General features: G+C 58.6%; 33 protein-coding genes and 1 tRNA gene. 15 read left to right on the top strand and 19 right to left on the bottom strand.

Annotated elements, in window-relative coordinates; translation table 11 throughout:
- Positions 1-37 precede the first annotated feature (37 nt).
- Positions 38-113, bottom strand: a tRNA-Thr gene (locus tag ACR0FE_RS14615).
- 181 nt (positions 114-294) lie between these two features.
- Between ACR0FE_RS14615 and ACR0FE_RS14610 the strand changes: the two genes are divergently transcribed.
- Positions 295-1,170 carry a hypothetical protein gene (locus tag ACR0FE_RS14610; RefSeq protein ID WP_480913517.1) on the top strand — a complete coding sequence of 292 codons (876 nt, stop codon included), beginning with the start codon at positions 295-297 and terminating at the stop codon, positions 1,168-1,170.
- A 193-nt stretch (positions 1,171-1,363) separates the two neighbouring features.
- Here the strand turns inward: ACR0FE_RS14610 and ACR0FE_RS14605 are convergent, their stop codons facing one another.
- Positions 1,364-1,633 carry a DUF2312 domain-containing protein gene (locus tag ACR0FE_RS14605; RefSeq protein WP_170614681.1) on the bottom strand — a complete coding sequence of 90 codons (270 nt, stop codon included), beginning with the start codon at positions 1,631-1,633 and terminating at the stop codon, positions 1,364-1,366.
- A 163-nt stretch (positions 1,634-1,796) separates the two neighbouring features.
- On the opposite strand from ACR0FE_RS14605, the gene ACR0FE_RS14600 reads away from it, so the two are divergent.
- Positions 1,797-2,015: a hypothetical protein gene (locus ACR0FE_RS14600; RefSeq protein WP_480913515.1), complete on the top strand. Its 219-nt coding sequence runs from the start codon at positions 1,797-1,799 to the stop codon at positions 2,013-2,015.
- Between the two features lie 10 nt (positions 2,016-2,025).
- Here the strand turns inward: ACR0FE_RS14600 and ACR0FE_RS14595 are convergent, their stop codons facing one another.
- The gene (locus tag ACR0FE_RS14595; protein WP_170614683.1) at positions 2,026-2,241 is read right to left on the bottom strand and encodes a hypothetical protein; all 216 of its coding nucleotides are present in this window, start codon (positions 2,239-2,241) and stop codon (positions 2,026-2,028) included.
- A gap of 253 nt (positions 2,242-2,494) precedes the next feature.
- On the opposite strand from ACR0FE_RS14595, the gene ACR0FE_RS14590 reads away from it, so the two are divergent.
- Genes ACR0FE_RS14590 through ACR0FE_RS14575 form a run of 4 tightly spaced genes read left to right on the top strand, consistent with a single transcriptional unit; the run spans position 2,495 to position 4,686 of the window.
- Entirely contained in the window at positions 2,495-3,358 is an 864-nt protein-coding gene (locus ACR0FE_RS14590) for an MBL fold metallo-hydrolase (RefSeq protein ID WP_480913514.1), read from the top strand.
- Between the two features lie 33 nt (positions 3,359-3,391).
- Positions 3,392-3,814 carry a YeeE/YedE family protein gene (locus tag ACR0FE_RS14585; RefSeq protein ID WP_480913512.1) on the top strand — a complete coding sequence of 141 codons (423 nt, stop codon included), beginning with the start codon at positions 3,392-3,394 and terminating at the stop codon, positions 3,812-3,814.
- The gene (locus ACR0FE_RS14580; RefSeq protein ID WP_170680821.1) at positions 3,814-4,245 is read left to right on the top strand and encodes a DUF6691 family protein; all 432 of its coding nucleotides are present in this window, start codon (positions 3,814-3,816) and stop codon (positions 4,243-4,245) included. The genes ACR0FE_RS14585 and ACR0FE_RS14580 overlap by 1 nt, the downstream gene beginning before the upstream one ends.
- Before the next feature lie 9 nt (positions 4,246-4,254).
- Entirely contained in the window at positions 4,255-4,686 is a 432-nt protein-coding gene (locus ACR0FE_RS14575; protein WP_480913510.1) for a protein tyrosine phosphatase family protein, read from the top strand.
- A gap of 81 nt (positions 4,687-4,767) precedes the next feature.
- Here ACR0FE_RS14575 and ACR0FE_RS14570 read toward each other — a convergent pair whose 3' ends face one another.
- The 5 genes from ACR0FE_RS14570 to ACR0FE_RS14550 all read right to left on the bottom strand — a co-directional run bounded on the left by ACR0FE_RS14570 (position 4,768) and on the right by ACR0FE_RS14550 (position 10,606).
- Positions 4,768-5,796 (bottom strand): FliM/FliN family flagellar motor C-terminal domain-containing protein, encoded by a 1,029-nt coding sequence (locus ACR0FE_RS14570; protein WP_480913508.1) that lies wholly within the window; start codon positions 5,794-5,796, stop codon positions 4,768-4,770.
- 78 nt (positions 5,797-5,874) lie between these two features.
- Positions 5,875-8,553 (bottom strand): ATP-binding protein, encoded by a 2,679-nt coding sequence (locus ACR0FE_RS14565; protein WP_480913506.1) that lies wholly within the window; start codon positions 8,551-8,553, stop codon positions 5,875-5,877.
- Positions 8,541-8,855: a hypothetical protein gene (locus ACR0FE_RS14560; protein WP_170807953.1), complete on the bottom strand. Its 315-nt coding sequence runs from the start codon at positions 8,853-8,855 to the stop codon at positions 8,541-8,543. Before ACR0FE_RS14560 ends, ACR0FE_RS14565 begins: the two co-directional genes overlap by 13 nt.
- Positions 8,852-9,232 (bottom strand): response regulator, encoded by a 381-nt coding sequence (locus ACR0FE_RS14555; protein WP_170614691.1) that lies wholly within the window; start codon positions 9,230-9,232, stop codon positions 8,852-8,854. Before ACR0FE_RS14555 ends, ACR0FE_RS14560 begins: the two co-directional genes overlap by 4 nt.
- Positions 9,233-9,310: 78 nt before the next feature.
- Positions 9,311-10,606, bottom strand: coding sequence for a helix-turn-helix domain-containing protein (locus ACR0FE_RS14550; RefSeq protein ID WP_480907572.1), 1,296 nt, complete (start codon positions 10,604-10,606; stop codon positions 9,311-9,313).
- 224 nt (positions 10,607-10,830) lie between these two features.
- On the opposite strand from ACR0FE_RS14550, the gene ACR0FE_RS14545 reads away from it, so the two are divergent.
- The 4 genes from ACR0FE_RS14545 to aat all read left to right on the top strand — a co-directional run bounded on the left by ACR0FE_RS14545 (position 10,831) and on the right by aat (position 14,063).
- Positions 10,831-11,367 carry a LuxR C-terminal-related transcriptional regulator gene (locus tag ACR0FE_RS14545; protein ID WP_170614692.1) on the top strand — a complete coding sequence of 179 codons (537 nt, stop codon included), beginning with the start codon at positions 10,831-10,833 and terminating at the stop codon, positions 11,365-11,367.
- Positions 11,368-11,519: 152 nt separating this feature from the next.
- Positions 11,520-12,023 (top strand): acetyl-CoA carboxylase biotin carboxyl carrier protein, encoded by a 504-nt coding sequence (gene accB / locus ACR0FE_RS14540; protein WP_170807950.1) that lies wholly within the window; start codon positions 11,520-11,522, stop codon positions 12,021-12,023.
- 9 nt (positions 12,024-12,032) lie between these two features.
- A complete protein-coding gene (gene accC, locus ACR0FE_RS14535) occupies positions 12,033-13,382 on the top strand; it encodes an acetyl-CoA carboxylase biotin carboxylase subunit (protein WP_170614694.1) in 1,350 nt (449 codons plus the stop codon).
- Between the two features lie 48 nt (positions 13,383-13,430).
- Entirely contained in the window at positions 13,431-14,063 is a 633-nt protein-coding gene (gene aat / locus ACR0FE_RS14530; protein ID WP_170614695.1) for a leucyl/phenylalanyl-tRNA--protein transferase, read from the top strand.
- On the opposite strand, the gene ACR0FE_RS14525 is transcribed toward aat, so the two are convergent.
- The 6 genes from ACR0FE_RS14525 to ACR0FE_RS14500 form a co-directional block, all read right to left on the bottom strand.
- Positions 14,027-14,386 carry a DUF2155 domain-containing protein gene (locus ACR0FE_RS14525; protein ID WP_480913502.1) on the bottom strand — a complete coding sequence of 120 codons (360 nt, stop codon included), beginning with the start codon at positions 14,384-14,386 and terminating at the stop codon, positions 14,027-14,029. The two genes, aat and ACR0FE_RS14525, sit on opposite strands and share 37 nt — an antisense overlap.
- A complete protein-coding gene (mlaD, locus tag ACR0FE_RS14520; protein ID WP_170614697.1) occupies positions 14,383-14,835 on the bottom strand; it encodes an outer membrane lipid asymmetry maintenance protein MlaD in 453 nt (150 codons plus the stop codon). The genes ACR0FE_RS14525 and mlaD overlap by 4 nt, the downstream gene beginning before the upstream one ends.
- Positions 14,836-14,847: 12 nt before the next feature.
- Complete coding sequence (locus ACR0FE_RS14515) at positions 14,848-15,231, bottom strand: NADH:ubiquinone oxidoreductase subunit NDUFA12 (RefSeq protein ID WP_170680842.1); 384 nt, start codon at positions 15,229-15,231, stop codon at positions 14,848-14,850.
- Between the two features lie 79 nt (positions 15,232-15,310).
- Entirely contained in the window at positions 15,311-15,670 is a 360-nt protein-coding gene (locus ACR0FE_RS14510) for a RidA family protein (RefSeq protein WP_480913500.1), read from the bottom strand.
- A 200-nt stretch (positions 15,671-15,870) separates the two neighbouring features.
- Entirely contained in the window at positions 15,871-17,139 is a 1,269-nt protein-coding gene (gene clpX / locus ACR0FE_RS14505) for an ATP-dependent Clp protease ATP-binding subunit ClpX (protein ID WP_170614700.1), read from the bottom strand.
- A gap of 133 nt (positions 17,140-17,272) precedes the next feature.
- Positions 17,273-17,905: an ATP-dependent Clp protease proteolytic subunit gene (locus ACR0FE_RS14500; RefSeq protein WP_170614701.1), complete on the bottom strand. Its 633-nt coding sequence runs from the start codon at positions 17,903-17,905 to the stop codon at positions 17,273-17,275.
- A 341-nt stretch (positions 17,906-18,246) separates the two neighbouring features.
- Between ACR0FE_RS14500 and ACR0FE_RS14495 the strand changes: the two genes are divergently transcribed.
- The 3 genes from ACR0FE_RS14495 (at position 18,247) to ACR0FE_RS14485 (ending at position 19,765) form a co-directional block, all read left to right on the top strand.
- Positions 18,247-18,588, top strand: coding sequence for a metalloregulator ArsR/SmtB family transcription factor (locus tag ACR0FE_RS14495; RefSeq protein ID WP_170614702.1), 342 nt, complete (start codon positions 18,247-18,249; stop codon positions 18,586-18,588).
- Between the two features lie 243 nt (positions 18,589-18,831).
- The gene (locus tag ACR0FE_RS14490; protein ID WP_480913497.1) at positions 18,832-19,041 is read left to right on the top strand and encodes a hypothetical protein; all 210 of its coding nucleotides are present in this window, start codon (positions 18,832-18,834) and stop codon (positions 19,039-19,041) included.
- Positions 19,042-19,483: 442 nt separating this feature from the next.
- Positions 19,484-19,765 carry a type II toxin-antitoxin system Phd/YefM family antitoxin gene (locus ACR0FE_RS14485; protein WP_480913495.1) on the top strand — a complete coding sequence of 94 codons (282 nt, stop codon included), beginning with the start codon at positions 19,484-19,486 and terminating at the stop codon, positions 19,763-19,765.
- Between the two features lie 221 nt (positions 19,766-19,986).
- Here the strand turns inward: ACR0FE_RS14485 and ACR0FE_RS14480 are convergent, their stop codons facing one another.
- From ACR0FE_RS14480 to lepA, 4 genes are all read right to left on the bottom strand, one after another.
- Positions 19,987-20,439 (bottom strand): hypothetical protein, encoded by a 453-nt coding sequence (locus ACR0FE_RS14480; RefSeq protein ID WP_480913493.1) that lies wholly within the window; start codon positions 20,437-20,439, stop codon positions 19,987-19,989.
- 168 nt (positions 20,440-20,607) lie between these two features.
- Entirely contained in the window at positions 20,608-21,093 is a 486-nt protein-coding gene (locus ACR0FE_RS14475) for a hypothetical protein (protein ID WP_480491646.1), read from the bottom strand.
- A gap of 328 nt (positions 21,094-21,421) precedes the next feature.
- Positions 21,422-22,243, bottom strand: a complete 822-nt coding sequence (locus ACR0FE_RS14470; RefSeq protein WP_480913491.1) for a hypothetical protein — start codon at positions 22,241-22,243, stop codon at positions 21,422-21,424.
- Positions 22,244-22,454: 211 nt separating this feature from the next.
- Positions 22,455-24,254, bottom strand: coding sequence for a translation elongation factor 4 (lepA, locus tag ACR0FE_RS14465; protein WP_170807942.1), 1,800 nt, complete (start codon positions 24,252-24,254; stop codon positions 22,455-22,457).
- Positions 24,255-24,774: 520 nt separating this feature from the next.
- Here lepA and ACR0FE_RS14460 point away from each other — a divergent pair.
- Positions 24,775-25,086, top strand: a complete 312-nt coding sequence (locus ACR0FE_RS14460) for a hypothetical protein (RefSeq protein WP_170614710.1) — start codon at positions 24,775-24,777, stop codon at positions 25,084-25,086.
- A 65-nt stretch (positions 25,087-25,151) separates the two neighbouring features.
- Complete coding sequence (locus ACR0FE_RS14455; RefSeq protein ID WP_170614711.1) at positions 25,152-26,102, top strand: LysR family transcriptional regulator; 951 nt, start codon at positions 25,152-25,154, stop codon at positions 26,100-26,102.
- Here ACR0FE_RS14455 and ACR0FE_RS14450 read toward each other — a convergent pair.
- Complete coding sequence (locus ACR0FE_RS14450; RefSeq protein ID WP_480491642.1) at positions 26,099-26,542, bottom strand: low molecular weight protein-tyrosine-phosphatase; 444 nt, start codon at positions 26,540-26,542, stop codon at positions 26,099-26,101. The genes ACR0FE_RS14455 and ACR0FE_RS14450 overlap by 4 nt on opposite strands.
- Positions 26,543-26,563 lie beyond the last annotated feature (21 nt).

The raw sequence follows: 26,563 nt of genomic DNA, 5'->3' as shown, positions 1-26,563 counted from the left end.
TGAAAAACGTTAAATTACAGCATTTTATCTTGTGTTATGGTGCCCCCACACGGACTCGAACCGCGGACCTACTGATTACAAATCAGTTGCTCTACCAGCTGAGCTATAGGGGCGCTGGCGTCCGATTACTCTCTCCGGAAAGGGACTGCAACCCACAAATTTTGCCCGCATAGAAATCTATCCCAGAACGTTTTGATAACTGCACCTCTGTTCCCCCGTTGCGAATTTGACTGTGGTTGCTGCAGGCTGTAACCCGACAGGGCACCATGGGGACGCAAGGGCTGAAACGGAAAGATGCAGGTTGTCATTCACGCAGGCGGAGCTTTTGCGGACGATGGTCGGCTGCTGAACTCATTGCAGGCGAATTTGAACATCCTGTCTGCGCATGGGGTGTCTCTGGTTGGACCACGGCGCTATCGACAGGTTTTTCGGCCTGTGTTCAACGCGATAGGATCGCATCCGGTTTCCACTGATGAGCTTGTCCGGCTTATGGAAATACTGCCGGATGACGAAAACACTCAGCGTACAATATTCACCAGCCCGGATTTTGTCGGTGAGCCGGTCGAGGCCATAAAGGATGGACAGTTCTATCCTGCGGCCGGGCAACGCATGGCCATCCTGGAACACGCCTTCCCCAATGATCAGGTCGAGCTGTTTTTCGGACTGATCAATCCCGCAAGCTTCATTCCGAAAACCCTGGCAGCACTTCCGCAAGACCGTCGCGATCAGATCCTTCGCGACACCGATCTGAGCTGCCTGAGTTGGCTCAGCACGATAGAAGATATTCGCGATCTTGCACCCGGGGTCGGCATAACGCTTTGGTGCAACGAGGATACGCCTCTGATCTGGGGGGATGTTCTGCGCGCGATGGCCGGGCTTGACGACGGTATGGTGATGCAGGACGAATATGCCTTCCTCTCCTCCCTTCTGACGGACCCTGGCAAGCGCGAGGTTCTGGCGCTGATCCGTCAGGACCCTCAACCCGACAAGCATGTTCTGCGCGAGGAACTGGCCGGGATCTTTGAAACACACGCATCGCCTGAAGAGGTTGAAGAGGAGTTGGAATTGCCCGGCTGGAGCGCAGATATAGTTGAAGCGTTTTCCGAGCTTTACGAACAGGACCTGGCCCGAATTCAATCCATGCCGGACATTCGCTTTCTGAAACCCTGATGGTCGGCCGAGGGTAGCAGTCATCCGGTATGGGTTGCTACCACCGCGGGTGAACCTCGTATTGGGTTTGATGATTTACGTTAGCAAGGATTGAAGACCCACACTGCGCCTGAACGCTGCGACAGCCCGAAATTCGCGGGCTTCCCCCTAGGACCCGAGCAGAATGGCAGCACAGAACCCCGTGGTTCTGAGCCTAGCTCATACCCAAAGCTTCTTTGTACATTTCAAGAACCGCCTCTTCCTCGGCGATGTCGTCCTTGTCCCGTTTGCGCAGCGCGATTACCTTGCGCATGACCTTGGTGTCGTAACCGCGCGCCTTGGCTTCTGCCATCACCTCTTTTTGCTGTTCGGCAATGTCCTTTTTCTCGGCATCGAGGCGCTCGAATCGTTCGATGAACTGGCGCAATTCACCCGCCGTCACACGGTAGTTGGCGGTGGCCTGATCTTCGGTCATGTCTTCCATTTACGTCTCTCCCAGAGGCTGCGGTCTGATGCTGTGACATCGGGCAATATGCCGGATACATCGGTGCCGTCCGGGCCGCAAGCACCCAATAGCGGGCCAGGCTTGTGCAATCCGGCCTGATCCGCTAAGCGCAGCTTGAGAAAAAGGCAATATGTGGAAAGCCATGTTCGAACTCATCACATGGAGCGGGGCTGCTCTTTCGCTGGCGGGGCTGGCCGGGCTGGTTTGGTGCATTCTGCGCGTTATGACGGCGCGCAAAGCCGGCCTTTCGGATGATGAATTGCGCGCGGCTGTTCAAAGCGTTCTGCCGTGGAACCTCGCCTCATTGTTTTTATCGGTGATCGGGCTGATGCTGGTCATCCTCGGCATCTCGTTCGGATGACCAACTAAGCTCAGACTGGCAGGTTGTCGAAGCGCGCTTCCATGGCGTCTTCGCACAGCGACGCATCCAGACGCTTCAGGCGGGACGGCACATGCAGCCCCCGCTGATGCAGACGGTCAATCATTTTGCTGACGGAGGGCTGAAGGGCCAGTCGTGTTTCAAGGCATGCACCCTGCAATTGACGCTCCAGTTGTTCAGCTTCGGAGTAGAGATTCTGTTTCGACATTTCCATCCTCCCAAATGGTGCCAGTCTTGCAGATATGCGCAGTAAGTAACGGTATTGCGACTTTCAGAACATTTCCACCCAAGGTTGCGGATTCCCGCCGGTTCCCGGGGAAGATTTCGCCACTTTGCGCGCACTGCATGAATTTTATGCGGTTCCGAGTCAGAATGCCTTGACCGACATCAACAAGGAATTGATGATTGCATCACATTCCGAATTTACTATATGACAGATGATACGTTTAGTGGGGGTGTGCATGACACCAGTAGTGAAAGCCTTTTTCGACCAGGATACATTCACCGTATCCTATGTCGTGCAAGAGCCCGAAGGCACAGCGTGCGCCATTATCGACAGCGTGCTGGATTTTGACCATGCATCGGGGCGGACCGGCACCGGTTCGGCAGACCGGATCATCGAATACGTCAGGTCCGGCGGACTGAAAGTCGAATGGATTCTGGAAAGCCATGTGCATGCGGATCACCTGTCGGCCGCGCCCTATCTGCAGCAGCAGTTGGGCGGAAAGATCGGGATAGGCGCCCAGATCGTCACGGTGCAGGACACGTTCGGCAAGGTGTTCAATGAAGGTACGGAGTTCCAACGCGACGGCAGTCAGTTCGACGCTCTGTTCTCGGAAGATGACAGCTTTCACATCGGCCAGATGCGGGGCGACGTTCTGCATACGCCCGGGCACACCCCGGCTTGCATGACCTATGTGATCGGTGACGCGGCTTTTGTCGGGGATACCCTGTTCATGCCCGATTTCGGAACCGCACGTTGCGATTTTCCAGGCGGCTCCTCGGAAATGCTGTATACCTCGATCCAGAAAATCCTGTCCTTGCCGGATGAAACCCGGATTTTCGTCGGGCACGACTACAAGGCCCCCGGACGCGATGAGTTTGCCTGGGAAACGACGGTGGGCGAGCAAAAGGCGCTGAACGTACATATCGGACAGGGACGCAGCATCGAAGAATTCGTGGAAATGCGGGATGCGCGGGATGCCACACTGGCGATGCCCCGGCTGATCCTGCCATCGCTACAGGTCAATATGCGGGCCGGGCAGATGCCGCCTGCGGACGAAAAAGGCGACGTATTTCTGAAGCTGCCCCTCAACAAGCTTTGACGCGTACAGGCGCTTAGAAGAAGGCAAAACAACATGAATGCAGACTGGATATGGGGCCTCGCCGGAGGCCTTCTGATCGGGCTTGGCGCCGCAGTTTATCTGTTGGGAAACGGCCGCATCATGGGCGCCAGCGGTATCCTTGGCGGGTTGGTGGATCGCAGCGGCAGAATGGCCGAGCGTTTGGCGTTCATCGCCGGTGTTGTCGCCATACCAGCATTGCTTCGCCCCTTGATGAATCCGCAAGCTGAAACCCATCTGACCGGAAACATCGCGGTTGTGATAGCCGCCGGCCTTCTGGTTGGCGTCGGCACCCGGATCGCAAACGGCTGCACCTCCGGGCACGGTGTGTGCGGCATCTCGCGATTTTCTGCGCGTGGAATCGTTGCCACGATTGTCTACATCGCCGCGGGCGGGCTGACGATTGCCCTGCTGCGGCACGTCTGGGGGGTGATCTGATGCGCGTTCTGATTTCTCTGATTGCCGGATCCCTTTTTGGCGCGGGTCTTCTGATCTCGGGGATGACGGACACCACCAAGGTGCAAGGCTGGCTGGACGTGTTCGGCAATTGGGATCCGACCCTAGCCTTTGTGATGGGAGGTGCAATTTTGCCTATGTTGGTTGCCTGGCAGCTGACGACCAACCGCGCACCTCTGGTGGGTGGGCAGTTTCCGACCGCACCTTCGTCGGAACTGGATCGCCGTCTGATCGTGGGATCGGTTCTGTTCGGGGCCGGCTGGGGGCTGGCCGGATTGTGCCCGGGCCCGGCCATTGCGTCGCTCAGCTACGGCGGGGTTGGCGGCGTTGTGTTTATGGTCGCAATGATCACGGGAATGTTGATGGCTCCAACCCTTGGTTCGCAACTGGACAGAACCGCAAACCCGGCCTAAGCAATCAGAATGAAGATTCGACCAATCACCCCCCGCTATGCCGTCTCGCCACAAATCACGGTCGAGGATGTGCCAGCTATCGCTGCGGCAGGATTCGTCAAAGTCATCTGCAACAGGCCCAACATCGAAGTTCCGGAGAACATGCAGTCTGACGCCATCGGACAGGCAGTTCGCGATGCAGGGATGGAATACGAGGTTCTGGAACTGACACACCAGACCATGACCCCCGAGAACGTGGCACTTCAACGTGAACTGGCGGAAAGCTGCAGCGGGCCGGTTCTGGCTTATTGCGCATCAGGCACGCGATGCTCGGTGGTCTGGGCGCTGGGGCAATGTGATCGGATGAGCACGGATGACATCCTGTCCGCCACAACCAATGCAGGTTACATGCTGGAAAACCTGCGTCCGGCATTGGATCACATCCGCCAGGAAAAAAGCTGATCAGAAATTATGGCCCGGGTCGGTTTCCGGCCCGGTCAATCCAGCAAGCTGGGATATCTCGGCGGCCATTTGATCGGCATCCTAAAAATTCAGTTCCGCATCGGCTGATGTCAGCAAACGCGTGTCTCTTGGCGAGGAGGCCTCAAGCGCATCGACTTGTGCGGTTGGATCGTTGGGGATCGACTGTTTTTCGTCGGGCTTGCTTTCCAGAAATGCCAACGCTGCCGCATCGGCGGGAACAGGTGTAATTCCTTGCTCATTCAGCCGAACAGCGCGCATTCCCCCACATTGACCCAGACGACCGACAGCGACGGGGCTTTTGTCAATCGTCAGGAGCCTGGTACAGTCCAGCCTTGCGCCGGTCAGGGGAACAACATCGCCCACCTTTAGTTCCGACAATTCCGTCAGGGGCAGCGACATCCGGCAGATCACGGAGTTCAGTTCAGCCCGTAAAACGCCGGTCGCCTGATCCAGTCGGGGCCCTGCGTCCTGAATGGCCGCGTCACCGGTTTCCGCAACCTGTGCTGGCTCGGGTTGCAGAAAGCCCATCTGACCTTGCCGCGCCCCTCCGCCCAGCTCCACAGTCAGGTCGAAAAGGCAGTATCTGTCTTCCACCAACGCCAGTGACAAGGCCCGTATATCCGGCAGGCGGGAAGCAAACTCAAACCCCGACAGGCACGCCTGATCGGACGCCAAGGCGACCAGATTGACGGACCGAGCCAGCGCATCTTCGATCAGAGGTGCCACCATGGCCGCATCTGTTTCAGTGAAAGGGCGCGGCTGAGGTTCACCCGGCAGCACCTCACCGAAGGTTTGCGCCTGCACGATCGCGGACACAGCACCGGGGTTCAGACAAACGGCAGCCATGACCCCATTGTCCGCCCGAAACAACAGCAAAAGCCAGTCTTTCCCTATCAGGTCAGCCAACCCGTCCTGCGGGCAGGTCGTCTGTTTTGCGCCGATTACAGTTAGTGGTAGGTTCCATTGTTCGCCCGCCGCCCTGGCCAGTGCCAGTCGGAGGGCCCGCAGCACCGGTTGGAGCGTGTCGTCGGGTTCGGTCGGCCTGATTGCAAGCTTGCGCGCCAAAGCCGCATTGACGGGTTGTGTCATCGCCCTGTTCGCCACCTTATTCCGAATTCCAGGTTTAGGTGTAACCCAGCCAAAGTTACGAATGTCTTTAGACGGCCGTTATTGCGCAGCGTGCCGGTAAGCCAGCGGCAGGCTGACCCGGAACGCCGCCCCACCCTGCCCCGCGAGATAGTTGATCTCGCCGCCCAGCCTCTGCACAATCTCGCGGCAGATCGCCAGACCCAACCCCGCCCCCTGAGCTTTTTCTACCCCTACGCGCGCAAATTTCTCGAACACAACCGAACGCGCTTCGGGGGGGATGCCGGTGCCGTTGTCTACGAAGTCGATCACCACCTGACCGCCAATGTCATGAGCCGAAATCGTCAGTTCCGGATCGGCCGCGTCGCAGTATTTCTGAGCGTTCGAAATCAGGTTGATGAACACCTGGGCGAGGCGGTCCAGATCCGTGTGCAGCGGAATCCGTTCAGCACCACGCACCCGCCGCACACTCAGAGTCTTTTCGGTTCCTGCAAGCGCGCTGGCGACCGCTCGATCCAGAACCGAGCGCAGCGTGTCGTCTCCCATATTCAGACTGACCTTGCCACTTTCCAGAACACTCAGATCCAGCAGATCGTCCAGCAAACGAGTCAAACGCAACGCCTCGTCATGAATGATCGCGGCATATCGGGTCTGCTCCTCACGCTTCAGTCCGTCCGTGTCACGCATGATCTCGGAAAAAGCCCGGATCGAGGTCATTGGCGTACGCAATTCGTGGCTGACCTGACTGAGGAATGTGTCCTTTTGCTCGGAAATCTGCGTCAACTTCGTGTTGGCTTCGCGCAGTTTCCGCGCCGTGCGGCTGAGTTCTGCGGACTTCTCCTCAAGCTTGCTGGAATATTCCAGCAGTTCCGCGGATTCGTCCGCGACCGCCAGCAGATCTTCGACGGAAACCGATGCACCGCCAACGATCTGTCCGATCATCGCATGGGCCGTGGCCGCACCAACCGAACCGCTCAACTCGCGTTCCAGCCGTTCCAGAAACCCCGGCGTCGGTTCAGGCAGATCGGCGCGCCCGCCCTGTTGTCTGGCTTCGGACTGAAAGAACTCCTGCGCGGGACCCGCACCCAGAATCCGCTGGGTCATGATCATCAGATCTTCGCTTTGAGCAACTGAACCTGTCCAGCCACCCGGCGCGACAGAGTGATCAAAGACATTCACGAACTGCGCACCCTGCAGGCGTTCAAGCGGGCTGGGAAAGCTCAGCAGCGAGGCGATACAGAAGGCAACAGTGTTCAGCGACATGGACCACAGGACGGAATGCACCATCGGGTCGATCCCCTCGATCCCGAACAGCGCCTGTGGCCGCAGCCAGCCCCAACCGAACAGCCCGTTCTGCACAACGCTGTCAGGCATTATGGCGCCGCCCATTCCCGGCAGAAGCAGGGTGTAGATCCACAGGACGAACCCAACGCTGAGCCCGGCAAGCGCTCCGGTTCGAGTGGCACCGCGCCAGAACAGGCCGCCGACCATCGCCGGCAGAATCTGGGATACACCTGCAAAGGCAATCAGACCGATCGAGGCCAAAGCCGCCCCGCCCCCCGACAGTCGGTAGTAAAAGTAGCCCAGCGCCATCAAGGCTGCGATGGACACACGGCGCGACATCAACACCACGTTGCGCACGTCACCCGAAACCGAACCGGAACCTTCCTGCGTGCTCAGCCAGATCGGCATGACGATATGGTTCGATACCATGGTCGACAGCGCCATCGCAGTCACGATCACCATCGACGTGGCCGAGGAGAACCCGCCGATAAAGGACAGCATCGCCAGCCAGTCATTGCCCTGCGACAGCGGCACGGTCAGAACGAACAGGTCCGGGTTCGAGCCTTCGGGCAACAGATCCAGCCCCACAACGGCAATCGGAACGACAAACAGACTCATCAGCAGCAGATACAGCGGAAATGCCCATGCAGCGGTTCGCAGATGACTTTCGTCATCGTTTTCCACCACCATGACCTGGAACATGCGCGGCAGACAGACAAAGGCAGCGGCGGACAGGAAAACAAAGGTGGTCCATCGGCCTGCATCCACGTTCCATCGACCGATATCCGACGCGTCGATACGCTCCATCATCGGGGAGATCCCACCCGCAACGCCCCAGACCACAAACGCACCGACGGCAAGCAGGGCGAACAGTTTTACCACGGATTCCAGAGCGATGGCCGTCACCACACCGTGGTGTCGCTCGTTCGCGTCCAGGTTGCGTGTGCCGAACAGGATTGCAAAAACGGCAAGACCTGCCGCGACCCAGAATACACTGGAACCTTCGCGATAGAGGCCCGAGGGGTCTGCTTCGGCAAAAATGGAAAAGGACAGGGTTATCGACTGCAATTGCAGCGCGATGTAGGGCGTACCGCCCAGTACCGCCAGAATTGTCACGCAGATGGCCAGCGTGTTCGACTTGCCGTAGCGGGATGAGATCAGGTCCGCGATCGAAGTCACGCGCTGGCTGCGTCCGACCCGGACCAATTTGCGCAGGCCCCACCACCAACCGATCATCACCAAAGTCGGCCCCAGATAAATGGTCACGAATTCCAGCCCCGAACGGGCTGCGTTTCCGACCGCACCGTAGAAGGTCCAGGCGGTGCAGTAGATCGACAGGGACAGTGTATATATCAGCGGTGAACGCAGCCATTTGCCCTTGCCCGCTGCCGCCATTCTGTCGGCAGCGAACGCAACGCCAAACAGCAACACGACATAGCCCAGGCAGACCAGGATCAGGAGGTTCAGCGTTGCCATTGATCCGTATCCGCCTCGGTTTCGTCGCGCCGGGACAAACGCCTGGCCGCATAGCCAAATCCCACACTGGCCAGAATAAGCAGCCCCCAGCAGGCAAAGATGTAATAGATGGCCGAGGACAATGGAACACCGGCCCCGGCGCTATCTACCGAGGGCCATAACAGCGGGATTGCAACAAGGGCGCCACCCAGAACGGGCAGCAACCGGGCCGCATCCATCAACCTGCGCCGACGATAGCCTTGACGTTCAAGAAACAGCGAAGACCGCCCTGCTGGCGGCTGATGGTCTTCGCTCTGGCTCATGTCCGGGTGGCCTGTGCGTGCAGGTCCCGCACCGCTGTCAGAACTTCGGCATTGGAAAACGGCTTGGTCATGAACCGGCTGACCCCGGCATTTTCAGCCATCTCGCGGTCACGGGACTGGCCCCGCGCAGTCAGCATCAGGACCGGCAGAGCTTTCATCTCGTCCAGCTCGCGTAAATCCCGCAGGATGTCCATGCCGTTTTTACCCGGCAACATCACGTCCAGTATCACCAGATCAGGGTTTGCCCCCTGAATCACTTCAACCGCATTCGTACCCTCGGCATGGGTTTCGACCTGCCAGCCTTCACGCGTCAGCAAAAACCGAATGGCCTCAGCAATGTTCGGCTCATCCTCAATCAACAGAACCTTACGGCTCATATTTGCAATTCCTCCCCGAGACCGGCCACGCGCCTGGCGACCTGTCACATTCAGATTAAGCGCTATGTTACGAAACTGTCAAAAACCTTCACTCAGAATCGACGGTTCGCGGCGCGACCCGCACTCCGGGTTTGGACACACGCGGCAGCCGGGACCGGCGCGGACACTTGCATTACTTGTGTCTCCGGCAAACTCGACCGGTTGCACCAGCATGACAGACCGGTAATCCGGCCCGTCCTCGTGACCCGATATGCTATGCGGCCAGGCCACCGCATGACACTCGAATTCTGCCGCTGTTCTGCCAAGTTGCAGAACACGCCTGCGGATCGGCACCAATGGCCGGTTCAACGCCTGATACAACGGCCACAGCGGGCAGGCTTCGCCGTATCGCGGCAAGGCAAACCCTTGTACCGGCTTGAAGAAAAGGATGCTTCCCGAGGCGTCGCAGATCACCAGGCCTGTCGGGCGGGTCAGCGTGTCTTTGGGCAAAAAGGCCAGCCTGCGCAATACCGTGGCGTGGTCGACCGAAAACCGCGCCGCCAGTTTCAGCGGATCTGTTCCTGTATCAGCCAGGGCTGCCTTCAGTGGCTCAAGCGGCAGGGCCTGTGCGTCCCGTGCATAAAGCCCCAGAAGATCGCGTGTGACGGCCCTGGCGGCACCAGAATCAAGCGCGTTGAGGTCTATTTCGCCGGTCGCTCCGTTCTCTTCGATCATTGGGAAATGGTGCGCATGATCCGAGAAGAACGCCTCGGCCTCTTCCAGCGGCACACCCCTGCGATCGTTTGCCGAGTCGTTGTCATCCAAATAGGCCACCAACGCCTTTGAACTGTCGGCCAGACGTTCTGCATCCTGATGAAGGTTTCGATGAAACCGGTCCTGCCACTCGGCCTCGATATCCCGGGTGTCGACCAGAATGGCTGCCGTGGATCGAATCGCTGCTGCCGTCGACAGAACCTCGTGCATGGATGCGGCCAGGTGCGGGTCATGCGTCAGGCGATCGGACAGTGTTTCGACCGTGCGTTCAAGCGACACGACCCGCCGATGCATCTGTGCCAGCACCTTCGCCCACCCAGGAAAGCGACCGGCAAATTCTTCCAGCCCGTCAATTTCGGCGGAATGGCCGACCGATTCCGCCGCAGCCTCCCGCAGGGCTGAAATCAGCGTGGCCTCGATACCTTGCGTCAGTACCGAAGGTTCCACCATCAGAACTGACGCTATATCGACCAACAGCTTACCGCCGATCCGGCGTCGATTGTGTTCGATCAGATTCAGGTAAGAGGCCGAAATGCCGACCTGCCGGGCAAGTTCGGACTGGCGCATACCAGCAATCTGCCGACGTTCCCTGATACGGCTTCCTGTCAATACACCCCGAATTGCAGCATCCCCCCTTCGGTTGCCGCTACTGTATATCCCAGATTTGTTTTCAGATAAAATTATTAATAAAAGAAGTTTAGGGCACTATTTTCAAACAGTCTTTACACAATTGACAAGCTATACCGTACCATGCGTTTCGTTAAATATTCACCAACAGGCATCCCCGTTCGATCTATTTCTACATACCACTTCATTTTCACCACAAATCCCGGCACGATACAGAAATGAGCGACCCTGCATTCGAATACGCGCCGATCGGCCTTGTCGAGTTGGAAAACCGGATCATCCGGCGATGCAATCTGCAATTCGCGCGCACCTTTGGCGGCGAAGAAGCGGAATATCGCAACATGCCTCTGCTTCATCTCTACCCGTCCGTGGCCGACTGGGAGCGCATTGGCGCGCGCAGTCTGCAGGTGATGCGCGATACCGGGTATTACACGGATGAACGCGTCATGCGTCGGCGCAATGGTGATCTGTTCTGGTGCCGGGCGCGCGGACGCTCGCTGACGCCTGATGACCCGTTTCGACATGGAATCTGGAGCTTTTCTGACATCTCCGAAGAACGGCCACTGGTCGAGTTGACCGCGCGGGAACGCGAAGTGGCCATCCTGTCGTGCCGGGGGCTATCCGCCAAGGAGATCGGCGGAGAACTGGGCCTGAGCTATCGCACCATCGAGGCCTACCGCGCGCGGCTTCTGGAGAAGTTCGGCGCCCGGAAACTGCCCGAGCTTGTCGCCAAATTGTCGGGGATGCCATTATAAGCGCCTCACCCCCTCACGTTTCTGAATAAAACCCCAATTTAGCAGGGCGAGACGGCACTTTTCATGACCGTGCGCATGGCTTATAACGCTGCCTAATCAGACCAAAGCCCGCACGAAACAGACGGGCCAAAGGGGAACCGTCGAGGACACTCATGACAGATACCAAGCACGAAGCGGATGTGGCGTTCATCAAGGCATTGGCCGAACTGTTGCGCGAAAATGACCTGACCGAATTGCAGGTCAAGCGCGAGTATGGCGAGGAAGACAGCCTGAACGTACGCGTCAGCCGCATGTCGCAGGCCGTGCCTGCCCCGGTTCAGATGACCGTTCCGACCGCTGCACCGGTCGCTGCCGCCCCCGTTGCTGCTGCGGCTCCGGCCCCTGCGGAAGCGCCCGCCGCTGCCGAAGATCCCGCCAGCCACCCCGGCGCCGTGACGTCGCCCATGGTTGGCACTGTCTACATGCAGGCCGAACCCGGTGCACCCTCTTTCATCTCTGTCGGGGCATCCGTGTCCGAAGGCGACACGTTGCTGATTGTCGAGGCGATGAAGACCATGAACCACATCCACGCCCCCAAGTCGGGTACAGTCAAACGTATTCTGGTCGGCGATGGCGACGCTGTGGAATTCGGCACCCCTCTGGTCATCATCGAGTAAGGCGGGCCCATGTTCGACAAGATCCTGATTGCCAACCGAGGCGAGATCGCCCTGCGCGTGATCCGTGCCGCGCGCGAGATGGGGATTAAGACGGTCGCCGTGCATTCTACCGCTGACAGCGACGCCATGCATGTGCGTATGGCGGACGAATCGGTGTGTATCGGCCCTCCGCCCAGCCCGCAAAGCTACCTGTCGATGCCTGCGATCATATCGGCCTGTGAAATCACCGGCGCGCAGGCCATTCACCCCGGCTATGGCTTCCTGTCCGAGAATGCCGAGTTCGTGCAGATCGTCGAGGACCACGGCATTACCTTCATCGGCCCCACTGCGGAACATATCCGCATCATGGGCGACAAGATCACCGCCAAGGATACGATGAAAGCCCTGGGCGTGCCCTGCGTTCCGGGATCGGATGGCGGAGTGCCTGATCTGGCAACAGCCAAGCAGATCGGCGAGGAATTCGGCTATCCCGTCATCATCAAGGCCACCGCCGGTGGCGGCGGCCGCGGCATGAAAGTCGCGATGAATGCCGACGAGATGGAAAGCGCCTTTATGACCGCGCGCGCCGAGGGCAAGGCCGCCTTTGGCAACGACGAGGTCTATATCGAGAAATACCTGACCACGCCGCGCCACATCGAGATTCAGGTGTTCGGCGATGGCAAAGGCAAGGCCGTACATCTGGGCGAGCGCGATTGTTCGCTGCAGCGTCGCCACCAGAAGGTGTTTGAAGAGGCCCCCGGCCCCTGCATCACCCCGGAAGAACGCGCAAAGATCGGCAAGGTGTGCGCGGATGCGGTGGCCAAGATTAACTACATCGGCGCCGGGACCATCGAGTTTCTCTATGAGAAAGGCGAGTTCTATTTCATCGAGATGAACACCCGCCTGCAGGTAGAACATCCCGTCACCGAAGGTATCTTTGGCGTCGATCTGGTGCGCGAGCAAATCCGCGTCGCCGCAGGTGAGCCGATGTCCTTCGGCCAGGACGATCTGGAGATCAACGGTCACGCCATCGAAGTTCGGATCAACGCTGAAAAACTGCCCAACTTCTCGCCCTGCCCGGGCAAGATCACAGCGTACCACGCGCCGGGCGGACTGGGCGTCCGGATGGATTCGGCGCTTTACGACGGGTATTCGATCCCGCCCTATTACGACTCTCTGATTGCCAAGCTGATCGTGCAAGGCCGTGACCGGGCCGAAGCGCTGGCGCGGCTGGAACGAGCGCTGGGTGAATTGATCGTCGACGGTATCGACACCACGGTTCCCCTGTTCCACGCGCTTTTGCAGGAATCCGACATTCACAGCGGTGACTACAACATTCACTGGCTGGAGCGTTGGCTTGCGCAAAACATGGCCCAGTAAGACAGCGGCATTGGGTGGTCACACCCACCCAATGCCCGGCCAAAAATCATGAGCCTGTCTCCTGAACTTCTGCTGCACGGGTATTCCATCGGTATCTTTCCGATGGCCGAGCACCGGGACGCGGCTGAACTGTTCTGGGTTGATCCCAAACTGCGCGGAGTGTTTCCGCTGGATGGGTTTCACATTTCCCGAAGCCTGGCCCGTCGCATACGAAACGCGGACTATTCTGTTTCAATCGATCGTGATTTCGCCGGGGTTGTCGATGGATGCGCAGACCGCGCGGACACCTGGATAAACGCCGAACTGCGCGATCTATATCTGCAGCTTCATCGCTCGGGCCATGCCCATTCGCTGGAAGTATACGCCCAAGACAGATTGGTCGGAGGCGTCTATGGCGTGGCCCTCGGTGCCGCGTTTTTTGGCGAAAGCATGTTTTCGTACCATACCGATGCGTCGAAGATCGCCCTGGCCTATTTGGTGGACCGATTAAGTCAGACCGGATTTCAATTGTTCGATACGCAGTTTCTGACAGCGCACCTAGCCTCGCTTGGCGCAATTGAAATCCCGCGCGCGCGCTACCAGCAGGCTCTGGAAAGGGCGGTCAATGCCAGCGCTCATTTTTCCGCCGAAATCTCTCAAACCCCTCAGGGGGTCATACAGCGGATTACCCAAACGTCATAACGGGAATGGTCCAGCGCATTCAGCGCGGGCGAGGTTGCAATCATCCAGCCGTCAAACAATTGCTCGGTCTTGCCCTGTTCCCAGATTGTCAGGAAGGCAAACGCATCGCCGGTGGGGTTTTCAATCGGATACCTGCAATCGCCCAAAGCGACATCCAGCCCAAAGATGGTCTGCGTCTCGCCGCTTTGCAACTCGACATCAACGGTCTGGCCACTGACCTTGTCCAGACCACGCAGCATGGCACCCGGCCCAGACGCCACTTTTTGCTGGGCCATTGCGCCGGTTGAGGAAAGGATAAGCGCCAAAAGCGCGGCGCGCATCATTCGCTGCCGTCTCCGGCCACAAACTTGACCAGCAGTGAGATCAGACTGACGGCACCCTGCGTATCCTCGACAACGTCTCCCGGTTCAAAAAAGAAGGGCGAACCGCCGGGCATGACTTCAACAAAGTTCCCGCCGAGCAACCCCTCGGAAGAGATCACGATGGCACTGTCATCCGGCACCAGGACACCATCCGCAATCGTGAAGGTTGTATCGGCACGATAGGTATCGGCGTTCAGTTCAACACCCGTTACAGTCCCGATCTTCACCCCCGCCAAGCGCACGTCTGTTCCGACCCCCACACCTTCCAGGGATCGGAAGGATGCGCCCAGTTCATAGCCTGTGCGGTTTTGCGACAGGCCGGTGGATTGGCTGGCATAAACGCCAAATGCGACGGCGCATGCCAGTACAACACCGCCGACCAAGACTTCGGTCATGTTATGGGTAGACATCGCTCGCCTCGCCTATTCCGGGCTCCAGGCCTCATAGTCGGATCGCTCGACCGGTTCGGCCCGGCGCAACGATCCGGCAGGCATGTATGCCAAAGCTGTTCCCGTCAGGTTTTCCTGATGCGGTTTTTCCCAGGATTTGTGCGCAAGCGGCTTGTCGGTGGGCGGCTCATCCCAGGTACGGTGCAGCCAACCGTGCCAATCCGGATCGACCCGGCTGGCCTCGACCTCGCCATTGAAGATGACCCAGCGCTTGCTGTCATCGGCATTGCGGTAAAAAACATTGCCTTCGTTGTCTTCGCCAACCTTGATGCCATTGCGCGAGGTGAAAATCCGTGTGTTCAGGGTCGCCCCATTCCACCAGGTCACCGCCCGCAATAGAGTGTTCAGGATTCCCATCGGTTGCCTCCGGCATTTAAGTCAAGGAAGGTATGGACCAAAGGCCGGGCAAGGTCCAGTACCACGCAACGCAACTGCGTCATTCCGGCAAAACCGCGGTTACTTCTATTTCGATCCTGTATTTGGGGTCGATCAGGCCACACTCGATCATCGTCGCGGCCGGAGGGTGCTCTCCGAATGTTTCGGCCAGGATTGGCCAGCACGGCGCAAATTCCATCCGGTCCGGCAGCATATAGGTGACCCGAACCACGTCGGCGAAACCCGCTCCGGCCTCGGCCAGTACCTTTTCGATGATACCCAACGCGGACCGGCATTGTTCGGCCACCGTATCGCCCTGCCCGACCGTGCCCGCGACATGAACAAACCCACCGGCCACAACCGCGCGGCAATACCCGACCTTGGCCTCAAACTCGCCGCCCGAGGAAATACGCTTGATCACACTGCTCTCCTTAAGAAGGTTCATCCGGGGGTGATTTTGCGAGGCTCCGCCTCGCGCTCCGGGATATTTGCGGCCAGGTGAACACGGGATCCTTTATTCATCTGGCTAAAAATATCCCGGGGGAATCGCGGCCCGCCGCGATGGGGGCAGCGCCCCCCTCGAAAGGCCGAAACCAACCGATTTTTTGAAACCGCGTCCGATCAACCCGCAGAGGCGGATTCCTGTCCGGCATCGGCATAGATGAACAGAGGCTGAGCGTCTGACATCACGGCCTCTTCGTTGACCACCACTTCGGTCACGTTTTTCATCCCCGGCAAGTCGAACATGGTATCCAGCAGGATGTCTTCGAGGATCGAGCGCAAACCACGCGCGCCGGTCTTGCGTTCGATGGCCTTCTTGGCGATTGCCTGCAATGCGTCATCGGTAAAGGCCAACTCGGCATCTTCCAGCTCGAACAGACGCTGATACTGCTTGACCAAGGCGTTCTTGGGCTTGGTCAGGATGGTGACCAAAGCGTCCTCATCCAGATCTTCCAGCGTGGCCAGAACCGGAAGACGGCCGACAAATTCCGGGATCAGGCCGAATTTCAGCAGGTCTTCCGGCTCAAGATCCTTGAAAATCTCGCCGACACCGCGCTCGTCATTCTCGCGGACGTCTGCGCCGAAACCCATGGCCGAACCCTTGCCGCGCTGCGCGATGATCTTGTCGAGGCCGGCAAACGCACCACCGCAGATGAACAGGATATTCGTGGTATCCACTTGCAGGAACTCCTGCTGCGGATGCTTGCGGCCACCTTGCGGCGGAACACTGGCCACGGTGCCTTCCATCAGTTTCAGCAGCGCTTGCTGGACGCCCTCGCCCGAGACATCGCGGGTGATCGATGGGTTTTCTGACTTGCGCGTGATCTTGTCGACTTCGTCGATATAGACAATGCCGCGTTGCGCACGCTCGACGTTGTATTCGCTGGCCTGAAGCAGCTTGAGGATGATGTTTTCGACATCCTCACCCACATATCCGGCCTCGGTCAGCGTAGTCGCATCCGCCATGGTAAATGGCACATCCAGAATCCGTGCCAGCGTTTGCGCCAGCAGGGTTTTGCCGCAACCGGTGGGGCCGATCAGCAGGATGTTCGATTTCGCCAGTTCAATATCATTGCCCGCCTTCTGGGCATGATTCAGGCGCTTGTAGTGGTTGTGCACGGCAACCGACAGAACCCGTTTGGCAGTGGCCTGACCGATGACATAATCGTCCAGCACCTCACAGATATCCTTGGGCGTCGGCACGCCATCCGAAGATTTCAAGCCGCTGGCCTTGGTTTCCTCGCGAATGATATCCATGCACAGCTCGACGCATTCGTCGCAAATGAACACGGTCGGGCCGGCAATCAGTTTGCGCACCTCATGCTGGCTCTTGCCGCAGAAACTGCAGTAGAGCGTGTTCTTGCCGTCACCGCCTGAATTCGTCGCCATGTTCTACCTTTCGGGCTCCATCCCAGCGACCCCATCGAGCCGCGCTTGCCGCCTTTTGACGCAGCTTAGGCCAGCGCCGGGGCCGCTACAATCTCAAAATCGCACCTCGCGCAGTGCGCGCGAGGTTTTGAACTCAGGCCTCTTCTCCGCCCATCTTGGCGCGGTTTTCGACGATCTCGTCGATATGGCCCCAGTCCTTGGCTTCTTCCGGGCTCATGAAATTGTCACGATCCAGCGCTTTTTCAACCGCCTTTTTGGTCTGTCCGGTATGACGCACGTAGATATCATACAGGCGATCCTTGAGCTTTTGCGTCTCGGCCGCATGGATCATGATATCGCTGGCCTGACCCTGATAGCCACCGCTGGGCTGGTGCACCATGATCCGGCTGTTGGGCAGCGAAAAGCGCATGCCTTTCTCGCCGCCGGCCAGCAGAACCGAACCCATCGAGGCCGCCTGACCGATCACCAATGTCGAACATTTCGGCTTGATGTACTGCATTGTGTCGTAAATCGACAAACCGCTGGTGACGACGCCGCCGGGCGAGTTGATGTAGATCGAGATTTCCTTGTTCGGGTTTTCCGCCTCAAGGTGCAGCAGTTGCGCCACGATCAGGTGGCTCATGCCATCGTGTATCGGACCGTTGATGAAAATGATCCGCTCTTTCAGGAGGCGCGAGAAGATGTCGTATGCGCGCTCGCCCCGGCTGGTCTGTTCGACGACCATCGGGACAAGAGTGTTCATATATGTGTCTACGGGATCGAACATTCGGAACCTGCCTGCTTTGCTATGGATCGGGACACTACCCGAAGAAAAGTTACACGAGTCTTAGTATCGGCACAGAGGGGCTGCAAGGGGTCGGCTGACATCGGTCAGGTATTCTTGCTTTTGGAATTGTCGAGTGGCATTTGAGGGCGCTCGTGGTTTGGATCGGTGTCCGGAAAATCATCGAAATGCGGTTAGGCTTCGGTGGCGTATGTCTTTCATCACGGTATTTTGATGCGTGCATATTGTGATGCATGATCAATAACTGTATCTACACAGCCCATATTGAGCGTCTGTAATTGGTTAACACCTGCCCTTTTATCGGGCCAAAAAGGATCGGAACAATGGCACTGCCTCAGCTCGCACAGGACATGAACCCTGAAGACCTGGACCGTATGGTGACCAGCGCCACAGAAGCGTCCAACTTTCTAAAAGCTATCAGTCACGAAGGTCGCCTCATGATCCTGTGCCATCTGGTGTCCGGAGAGAAATCTGTGACCGAGCTGGAGACTTTGCTGTCTGCCCGTCAGGCCGCTGTATCGCAACAACTTTCCCGTTTGCGGTTGGAAGGCCTTGTGACGCCCCGCCGGGAAGGCAAAGCCATTTATTACCGCCTGGCAGATGATCGCCCGCGCCGGATACTGGAAGTGGTTTACGAGCTGTTCTGCGCCGGGAAACACGCCTGACAACTGTTCCACTACGGACAACGGACAGACCGTATAACTCAATGGTCACATACTGAACAACCGCGAAGGTCCTCCGCATATTGCGTCGGCGGCAGCAGTGTACCCTATATATAGTTGCGCACTTCAATAAGGTCATGTAGGGTGTTGCCCACAGGTGCATAGACGCGGCATTGCATATCCTGACACAAATGCGGGGTTCTTTTGCTCAAGCAAAAGAACCCCGCTCTCGTTGGCAGGTGAGTAGTGGCAGCCTGTATGAACCCGGGGTTCGAAAAAGGAAAAGGCGTCAGGTGCGCAGACGCGGTCTTTGCATGTATCCTTGCGGACACCCCTGACGCCTTGCCGGTCCGATCCGTCCCGAAAGACATCTCGATCCAGTTGCCCGGCCCCCGAAAGGACCAAAGCCGCTACGTCACGCTCAATGTCGCGGCGCAGCACGCACGAACCGTCTGAGAGGCTGATCATCTGATCCGGACATAAAGCCCAACTCACCGATCCGCCACCGGTAAGCCATTGTGATCAAAACTAAATCCTAAGATCCGCCTTCATCACCGCGGCCCCCTTGGCCCTTGCGTCCCGCTTGGGTTCCTAAGAACCGCTGCGGTGATCAGACTGTTACATTCACACCCTCAACCGACAAGAAAATAGCACTGCAGCATGAAAATTAGACGGGGATAACCTGTTGGTATCCACCGGGAAAGAGTTGTGGACAACTCTGAAATCCGCGATGCCGCGCGGGGTTGCGGGTGGATAAGTCCGGACATGAAACAGCGGCCCGATTTTGGGCTATTTCTGCAGGTGCGAAGACCCTGCGCGGTGCTCTAGGCCGAAATTGCAGGGTTTGTACATTCATCGAACCCGCGATCTTTCGAATCGTACATACGGAGATTCGCCGATGCGCTGCACAATTTCCCACGCCCGCGCCCATCTGTGTGATCTGGTCACCCGCGCCCAGGATCCCCGCGAGGTGATCATCCGGACCCGCCACGGCAAACCGCTGGCTGCGTTGATCTCGATCACCGAGGCCAGCCGGATCTGGCACCTGCAGGACGATGACGAAATCGGGTGGAAACACCTTCTGAGCGGCATCCGCGGAATGTGGTCCGGGGGCGGAACATTCCGGGGATGGAACCGGGGCCGGACGGCACCTATGTCACCGCGCGCGGGGCCGCGCTGAAGGTTCGCGAAATCCAGATGACCCGCGCCGAGGAACGCCGCATTCTTGCGCGGGGCGGTCTGGACCCTGTCGCGGGCGGCGAGCTTGCCGCCCGGCCTGTCCCCTCCTGGCGGAGACGCTGGTTCCGTTTTTGAGAAGCGTTCCGGCCCGGGCGGGATTACCTATTACGCGCTACCAACGACAGCCAGTACCCCCTACAGCCCGACCGGGCCGGAAACACTTCAGTTCACCTGACGTTCCAGAACAGTGCTGTAGGTCGTTCCGTTCCGCAGGCTACGGAAATCCGCATAGATCTTGCCATCCTCATAGCGGGCATCGATCAGGGCATTCACGCCAATCGTCGGATCGGCCGAGCTTTCAACGATGCCGATCTTGCCCGACCCGTCCAGACTGACCGAGCCGGTGGCGTCATAGAAAGTCCAGTCCTCGCTGGCCGCACGCCGCCATTTGCTGGGTCCCCAGAACACGTTGTCCTGCTGCTTTTCGATATGCAGCACCCATTCGGCATTGTTAAAGCGCGGCACTTCACCGGTGGCGGTGCGCGAGGGGGAAACCGTGGTGTAGCTGCCGGCCCAGGTGCCGCGCAGATCCGGTGTGGCATCTGCCAGCGCGGCGGTTCCAAGGGCGAGTGTGGTGGCCAGAGCAGCGGCTCCGGCGGTCATGTATCTGGTCATGGGCTCTCTCCTTCTCTCTGCCAAACAGATTGGGAGGGCGAAAGCGGGTTGCAACTTACCTTAGGGAAACTTCATGATCGGTTCATCCAACGTTCAGGCAACGCCCACGCGGATTGGGCGCGCGAACCCCTGCCCGCGCGCCCGATACCATGGCTTTAAACTGTTAAGTCAGTTCATCGTGATACTGCCGGTTATCGTGTTCACGAATGTCTTGGTTTCCGAGTCGGTCAGCGATGAAAACGTGCCGCTCCCCGAAGCGGTTCCCCATCCGCCAGTGCCACCCGACACGGTCCAGTCTCCGGTCAGTGCGCCATCCGCGCCGAGGCCCTTGGCGACCCAGCTCAGCACCGCCTTGTCCCCTGACGCGGTGTCGAACACGCAGTTGCCAGTGCCCGAGGCCGCGCCCGCATTGATCAGCAAAGCGCCAAAGCAGGCCCCTGTCGCCCCTTCCAGCGGATGGCCGGACGGGACCTCGAAACTGTCGTAATTGGTCTGCGTTTTCACCACCGCGTGGCCGTCAGAAATGCCGTAGACTTCGTTGGCATTCATACCCATCCCCTTGCCCGCGGAATCATAGGTTTCCGCGGATGCCGAGGCGGCGAACAGTCCGATGGCAAGCACAGAGATTGCAGTCGTCTGAAAGAACTTTTGCATTATACCCTCTCGTTTCTGAGGCCTGGGCGTTGCAAGTTTCCGGACAAGAAATGCGTCCACCTGAACGCGGTCCCCCGGAGAGACAATACCACATTCTGATCAGATGGTTGGGTCTAAATTGCGCGTATGGCGTAGCGGGTGGTCGGTGGAATTGAGGGCAGCGGTTGGCCGACCGGGTGGGTAGAGCCCCGGCGCGCAAACGTGTTTGCCACGGTTGATAGGCAGAGCTGAGGGCCGCGACCGACCCGAGGGGAGGCGCAAACGCGCCGCCCCATTGGGGCGGGTCGGCGCGGCCCGGCGGTGCCGCCGGGCGGGTGGGCTGATGAGTTCAATCTGACAAATCAATAACTTGGTGAACTTCTAGCACCTTATAGACTACGGGCTTCCCATTACGCGTCTGAACAACGACGTCAACGTTGAACCCTTTCTTGTAAATATTCTCGTCAGGCTCTCTTATTTCATGCTTTATCCGCTCTTCAGCCAATTCCGAGGCATACATGATCGGGAGGTCTTTTTCGGAAATCTCTTCAATCACGGCCCGTTCACCACTCCTCTTTTCTATTGGCGCATCCCCAATATCGGAACGGGTAAAGTACATTAGAACCCGCCGATGTTTTTTCTCATCCGGTTCTTCAAGCCGTTTGAACTCTCCTTCAATCGTCTTCTGAATTGCCCGAGCATCATTTGACGAAAATTTAAATGCCGCTTTTACCTGACGTTTACCATCTTCGAAAGTTGCTGCTTCAAGCTTCTGGTTAGCGTCGGGGTCCCGAGCCACAGCTTGTACGGCATCGGTAAACGTTTTCAGTTCTGACTTGGAAAGGCCTTCCGGTACTAATCCGTCCTTTAACTTTCCAAGCCTTTCCTTCCAAGTATTAACAAAATCTATAGCTTGACCCACTTGCTCCGCACTGGCGGCGATAGCCGGAAATGCAGTAGCGATTACTGGCATCAAATCAGCTACAATAGAACCCGACCGCACCTCGGTGATGTAGATTTCAGCGTCAGCATCCAAGCCCTTACCTTCGAGGCTTTTCCTGTAGTCAGAGGCTAATGACGTGAAGGCACTAACGAATGCTCCGAGCTCAATTGGCTGACTGTTATCTAAGGTTAATGTTAGAACAACGCTTGATTTGTCTAAATAGTTCATAGTTTGCACGTTTGACACGAAAACCTCTTCTTCAAATCTTGAATTTGGTGAAGAGTTACTAACAAAACCTTGAAAAGCAATAGAAATGGCTTCGACCGAACGAGTGCCCGATCAATAGAGATGCAAACTTCACTGTACTGTTTCCACCGCGTGGGCACGCAGTTGGCTGCGCCAAACGCTTTCGCCCACCCGCCGTAATAATGGCCAGCTTTTAGCTGTCCATCTTCAACGCAGAGATGAACGCCTCCTGCGGGATATCCACTTTCCCGAACTGGCGCATCTTCTTCTTACCGGCCTTCTGCTTGTCCAGCAGTTTGCGTTTCCGCGTGGCGTCGCCTCCGTAGCATTTCGCGGTCACATCCTTGCGCAGCGCCGAGAGGGTCTCGCGGGCGATGACCTTGCCTCCGATGGCGGCCTGGATCGGGATCTTGAACATGTGGCGCGGGATCAGGTCCTTGAGCTTTTCGCACATCGCCCGGCCCCGCATCTCGGCGCGGTCGCGGTGAACCATGGTCGACAGCGCGTCGACCGGCTCGTCATTCACAAGGATCGACATCTTGACCAGCGCGTCCTCACGGTAGCCGGTCATCTGGTAGTCGAAGCTGGCATAGCCCTTGGTCACCGATTTCAGGCGGTCGTAGAAGTCAAAGACGACCTCGTTCAGCGGCAGGTCATAGACAACCATGGCGCGGCTGCCCGCATAAGTCAGGTCCATCTGGATGCCGCGGCGGTCCTGACAGAGTTTCAGCACGTCGCCGAGGTATTCGTCGGGCACCAGGATGGTCGCCTTGATGCGCGGTTCTTCCAGATGATCGACTTTGGACAGGTCCGGCATGTCGGCGGGGTTGTGCAGCTCGATCATCTCGCCGTCTTTCATGTAGACGTGGTAGATCACCGACGGCGCCGTGGTGATGAGGTCGATATCGTATTCGCGTTCGATGCGGTCGCGGATGACCTCAAGGTGCAAGAGGCCCAGAAAGCCGCAGCGGAAGCCAAAGCCCAGCGCAGCCGAGGTTTCCATCTCAAAGCTGAACGAAGCGTCGTTCAGGGCCAGCTTATCGATCGCGTCGCGCAGGTCTTCGAATTCGGCCGAGTCCACGGGAAAAAGGCCGCAGAAGACCACCGGTTGCGCGGGTTTGAAGCCCGGCAGGGCGACCTCGGTGCCATTGCGGTCATTGGTGATGGTGTCACCGACGCGGGTGTCGCGGACCTGCTTGATGGAGGCGGTGAGAAAGCCGATCTCGCCGGGGCCAAGGCTGTCGATCATCTGCATTTCGGGCCGGAACACGCCGACGCGGTCGACATGATGCAGGGTGCCGTTCGACATGAACTTGACCCGCATACCCTTTTTCAGCGTGCCGTCCATGATGCGGACCAGAACGATCACACCCAGATAGGCGTCGTACCACGAGTCGACCAGCATCGCCTTGAGCGGCGCGTCCAGAGTACCCTTCGGCGCGGGCAGTTGACGCACGATGGCTTCCAGCGTCTCGTGGATGCCCTGCCCGGTCTTGGCGCTGACCTGAATGGCGTCGGTCGCGTCGATGCCGATCACGTCCTCGATCTGCTCGGCCACGCGGTCACAGTCGGACGCGGGCAGGTCGATCTTGTTCAGCACCGGAACGATCTCATGATCGGCGTCGATGGCCTGATAGACGTTCGCAAGCGTCTGCGCCTCGACCCCTTGGGTCGAGTCCACGACCAGCAACGACCCTTCGACCGCGCGCATGGACCGCGAGACCTCATAGGCGAAGTCGACGTGGCCGGGGGTGTCGATCAGGTTCAACACGTATTGCTCGCCGTTGTCGGCGGTATAGTCGATGCGGACCGTGTTGGCCTTGATGGTGATGCCCCGCTCGCGCTCGATATCCATGCTGTCGAGCAACTGTTCCTTCATGTCGCGATCCTGCACCGTTCCGGTCTCCTGGATGAGCCGGTCGGCAAGGGTGGATTTGCCATGGTCGATATGCGCGACGATGGAGAAATTGCGGATATGAGCGAGGTCTGTCATGTTCCGCGTATTAGCGGGTTTTTTAAGGCGGTCAAGGTGGAGAACGACTGCAATCGGAACCTGAGCCAAGAAAGAATTGGAGCTTGGCAAACGAATGCCGACAATACTGTGCTCTGCGGTGGGTTGCAGTGAAACTGCCGTCACCTGCGTCGGCAATCGTGTCTTGCCTGAGGGACGATGCTGAAGGTTGGATTGGAAGACCTGCAGGTCTGGTGCGCGCAGAACTGATCCTGCCGAAGAAGGGGTTATCCGATGGAACATTCCGGTCGCCGGGGCCAGTGCATACTGCCGAGTATTCCAGACAATCGAAGCGTCCATTGAAGCTGTTCAAGAGTGGTTGGCGTTCCTGCCTTGACCGGTGCCGGGCTGAAGCCCGGCCTACGGGTGTGGCGGGGTTGACCCCAGTAATCACTTTTTCGCAACGCATGATTGATCCGAACCCCCGATTAATTCATACTCCGCCGCAGACCGAGAGGGGCGTCAGATCTCTCCGGGCAGGCAATAAAAACGAGGCTCGAGTATGAAACAGTTCCTCTTAATCGCATTCTGTGCGGCGTCGCTGACGGCGGTGGCTCCGGCCCCTTCGTATGCGGCCAAGATCAAACAGGCATGTCTGGCGTCCGACCGGGCGGCGGCGACGCGGGATCGGTGCAGCTGCATTCAGCATGTGGCCAATCAGGCATTGACGCGCAGCGACCAGAAGACCGTCGCCAAGTGGTTTACCGACCCCCACAAGGCGCAGGAGTTGAAGATGTCGAAAACCGCGCGCGATGACGCGCTGTGGGATCGGTATCAGAACTTCGGCCAGATGGCGCAGGCGATCTGCAGCTAAGCCGGACGCAATCCTTGACCTGACGCCCGCTGCCCCTCAGAAAAGGCGCAGCGAGAGGATTTTGCATGGTTATGAAAGGGCTGAGCTTGCGCGGCCTCGAAGTGTTCGAGGCGCTGGCGCGGACGGGATCGGTGGCGCAGGCGGCCGAGATCACCGGGCTAAGCCAGCCGTCGGTCAGCCAGCAGTTGCGCAATCTGGAAAACGCGCTGGGGGCCGAGCTTGTGGATCATGGGCGGCGACCGATGCGGCTGACGCAGGCCGGGCGCAGCTTTCTGGCCCGGACCAGAGCCGTGCTGGCCGAATTGCAGATGGCGCAGAGCGAGCTTTCCGTAATGGACCTGGGGCATCTGGCCACGCTGTCCATCGGTCTGATCGACGATTTCGACAACGAACTGACCCCACGGCTGGCAACGTTGCTGGCCGACAGCCTGACCCGGTCGAAATTCAAGCTGATCACGCTGTCCAGCCTTGACCTGTTTCAGGCGCTTGAGGACCAGCGGCTGCATCTGGCGGTCTCGGCCCATAGCGGCGAGGTGCTGGAGGGCGTGGTTGAGTACCCTCTGGTCCGCGATCCGTTCATACTGGTGGCCCCAAAAGGCGCCGGAGGTGTGGAGGCCGCGCTGCGGGACTTGCCGTTCCTGCGGTATGCCCGCGAACAGTTGATCAGCCGCCAGATCGAGAGCCAGTTGGCGCGGCAGCAGGTCGAGTTCGAGGAACGGTTCGAGATCGGCTCGCATCTGGCGCTGATGGCGATGGTGGCGCGGGGCTTGGGCTGGGCGATCACCACACCGCTGGGCTATATGCGGGCGGCGCGGTTTCATGACGGGCTTGAAGTCTATCCGGCCCCGTTCGGAGAGTTTTCGCGCACCATCTCACTGTTCACCCGCACGGACTGGCCCGACGAGGTTCCGCGCGAGATTGCGGGCATGATTCAAAGGCTGATGCGGAGCCATATCCTTGACCCCGCGATCGAGCAGGTGCCGTGGCTCAGCGACCGGCTGAAGGTGATCGGCTAAGCCCTCAGATGGGCGTCCAGCCCTTCGACCGCCGCTTCAATCAGGTCAAGCGCACCGTCAAAATCACGGGTATAGTACGGATCGGGCACATGGTCGGCCCCGGTCTGGGGCGCGAAGTCGGTCAGCAGGCGGACAGGGGTTTGGTTCCCCGGTGGCCGCAAGGCCTCGATATCTTCGATGTTGCTGGCGTCCATACCGATGATCAGGTCGAACCGGTTGAAATCGGCCGCCAGGAACTGCCGCGCGCGCAGGTCGCTCAGGTCGATGCCCAGGGCGCGGGCAGCGGTCTGCATCGGGCCATAGGGCGGAGTGCCGATGTGCCAGCCCATGGTGCCGGCGCTGTCGGTTTCGTGTTGCGGGGCACGGGCGCGGAACACGCCCTCGGCCGCGGGTGAGCGGCAGATATTGCCGAGACAGACAAACAGGATACGGTGGGTCATGGGCCAAGGTTTAGCGCGCGG

Source organism: Ruegeria sp. K7 (genome assembly GCF_056531785.1).
Note: the sequence above shows the minus strand (reverse complement) of the source record. Positions and strands in the feature narration are given on the sequence as shown.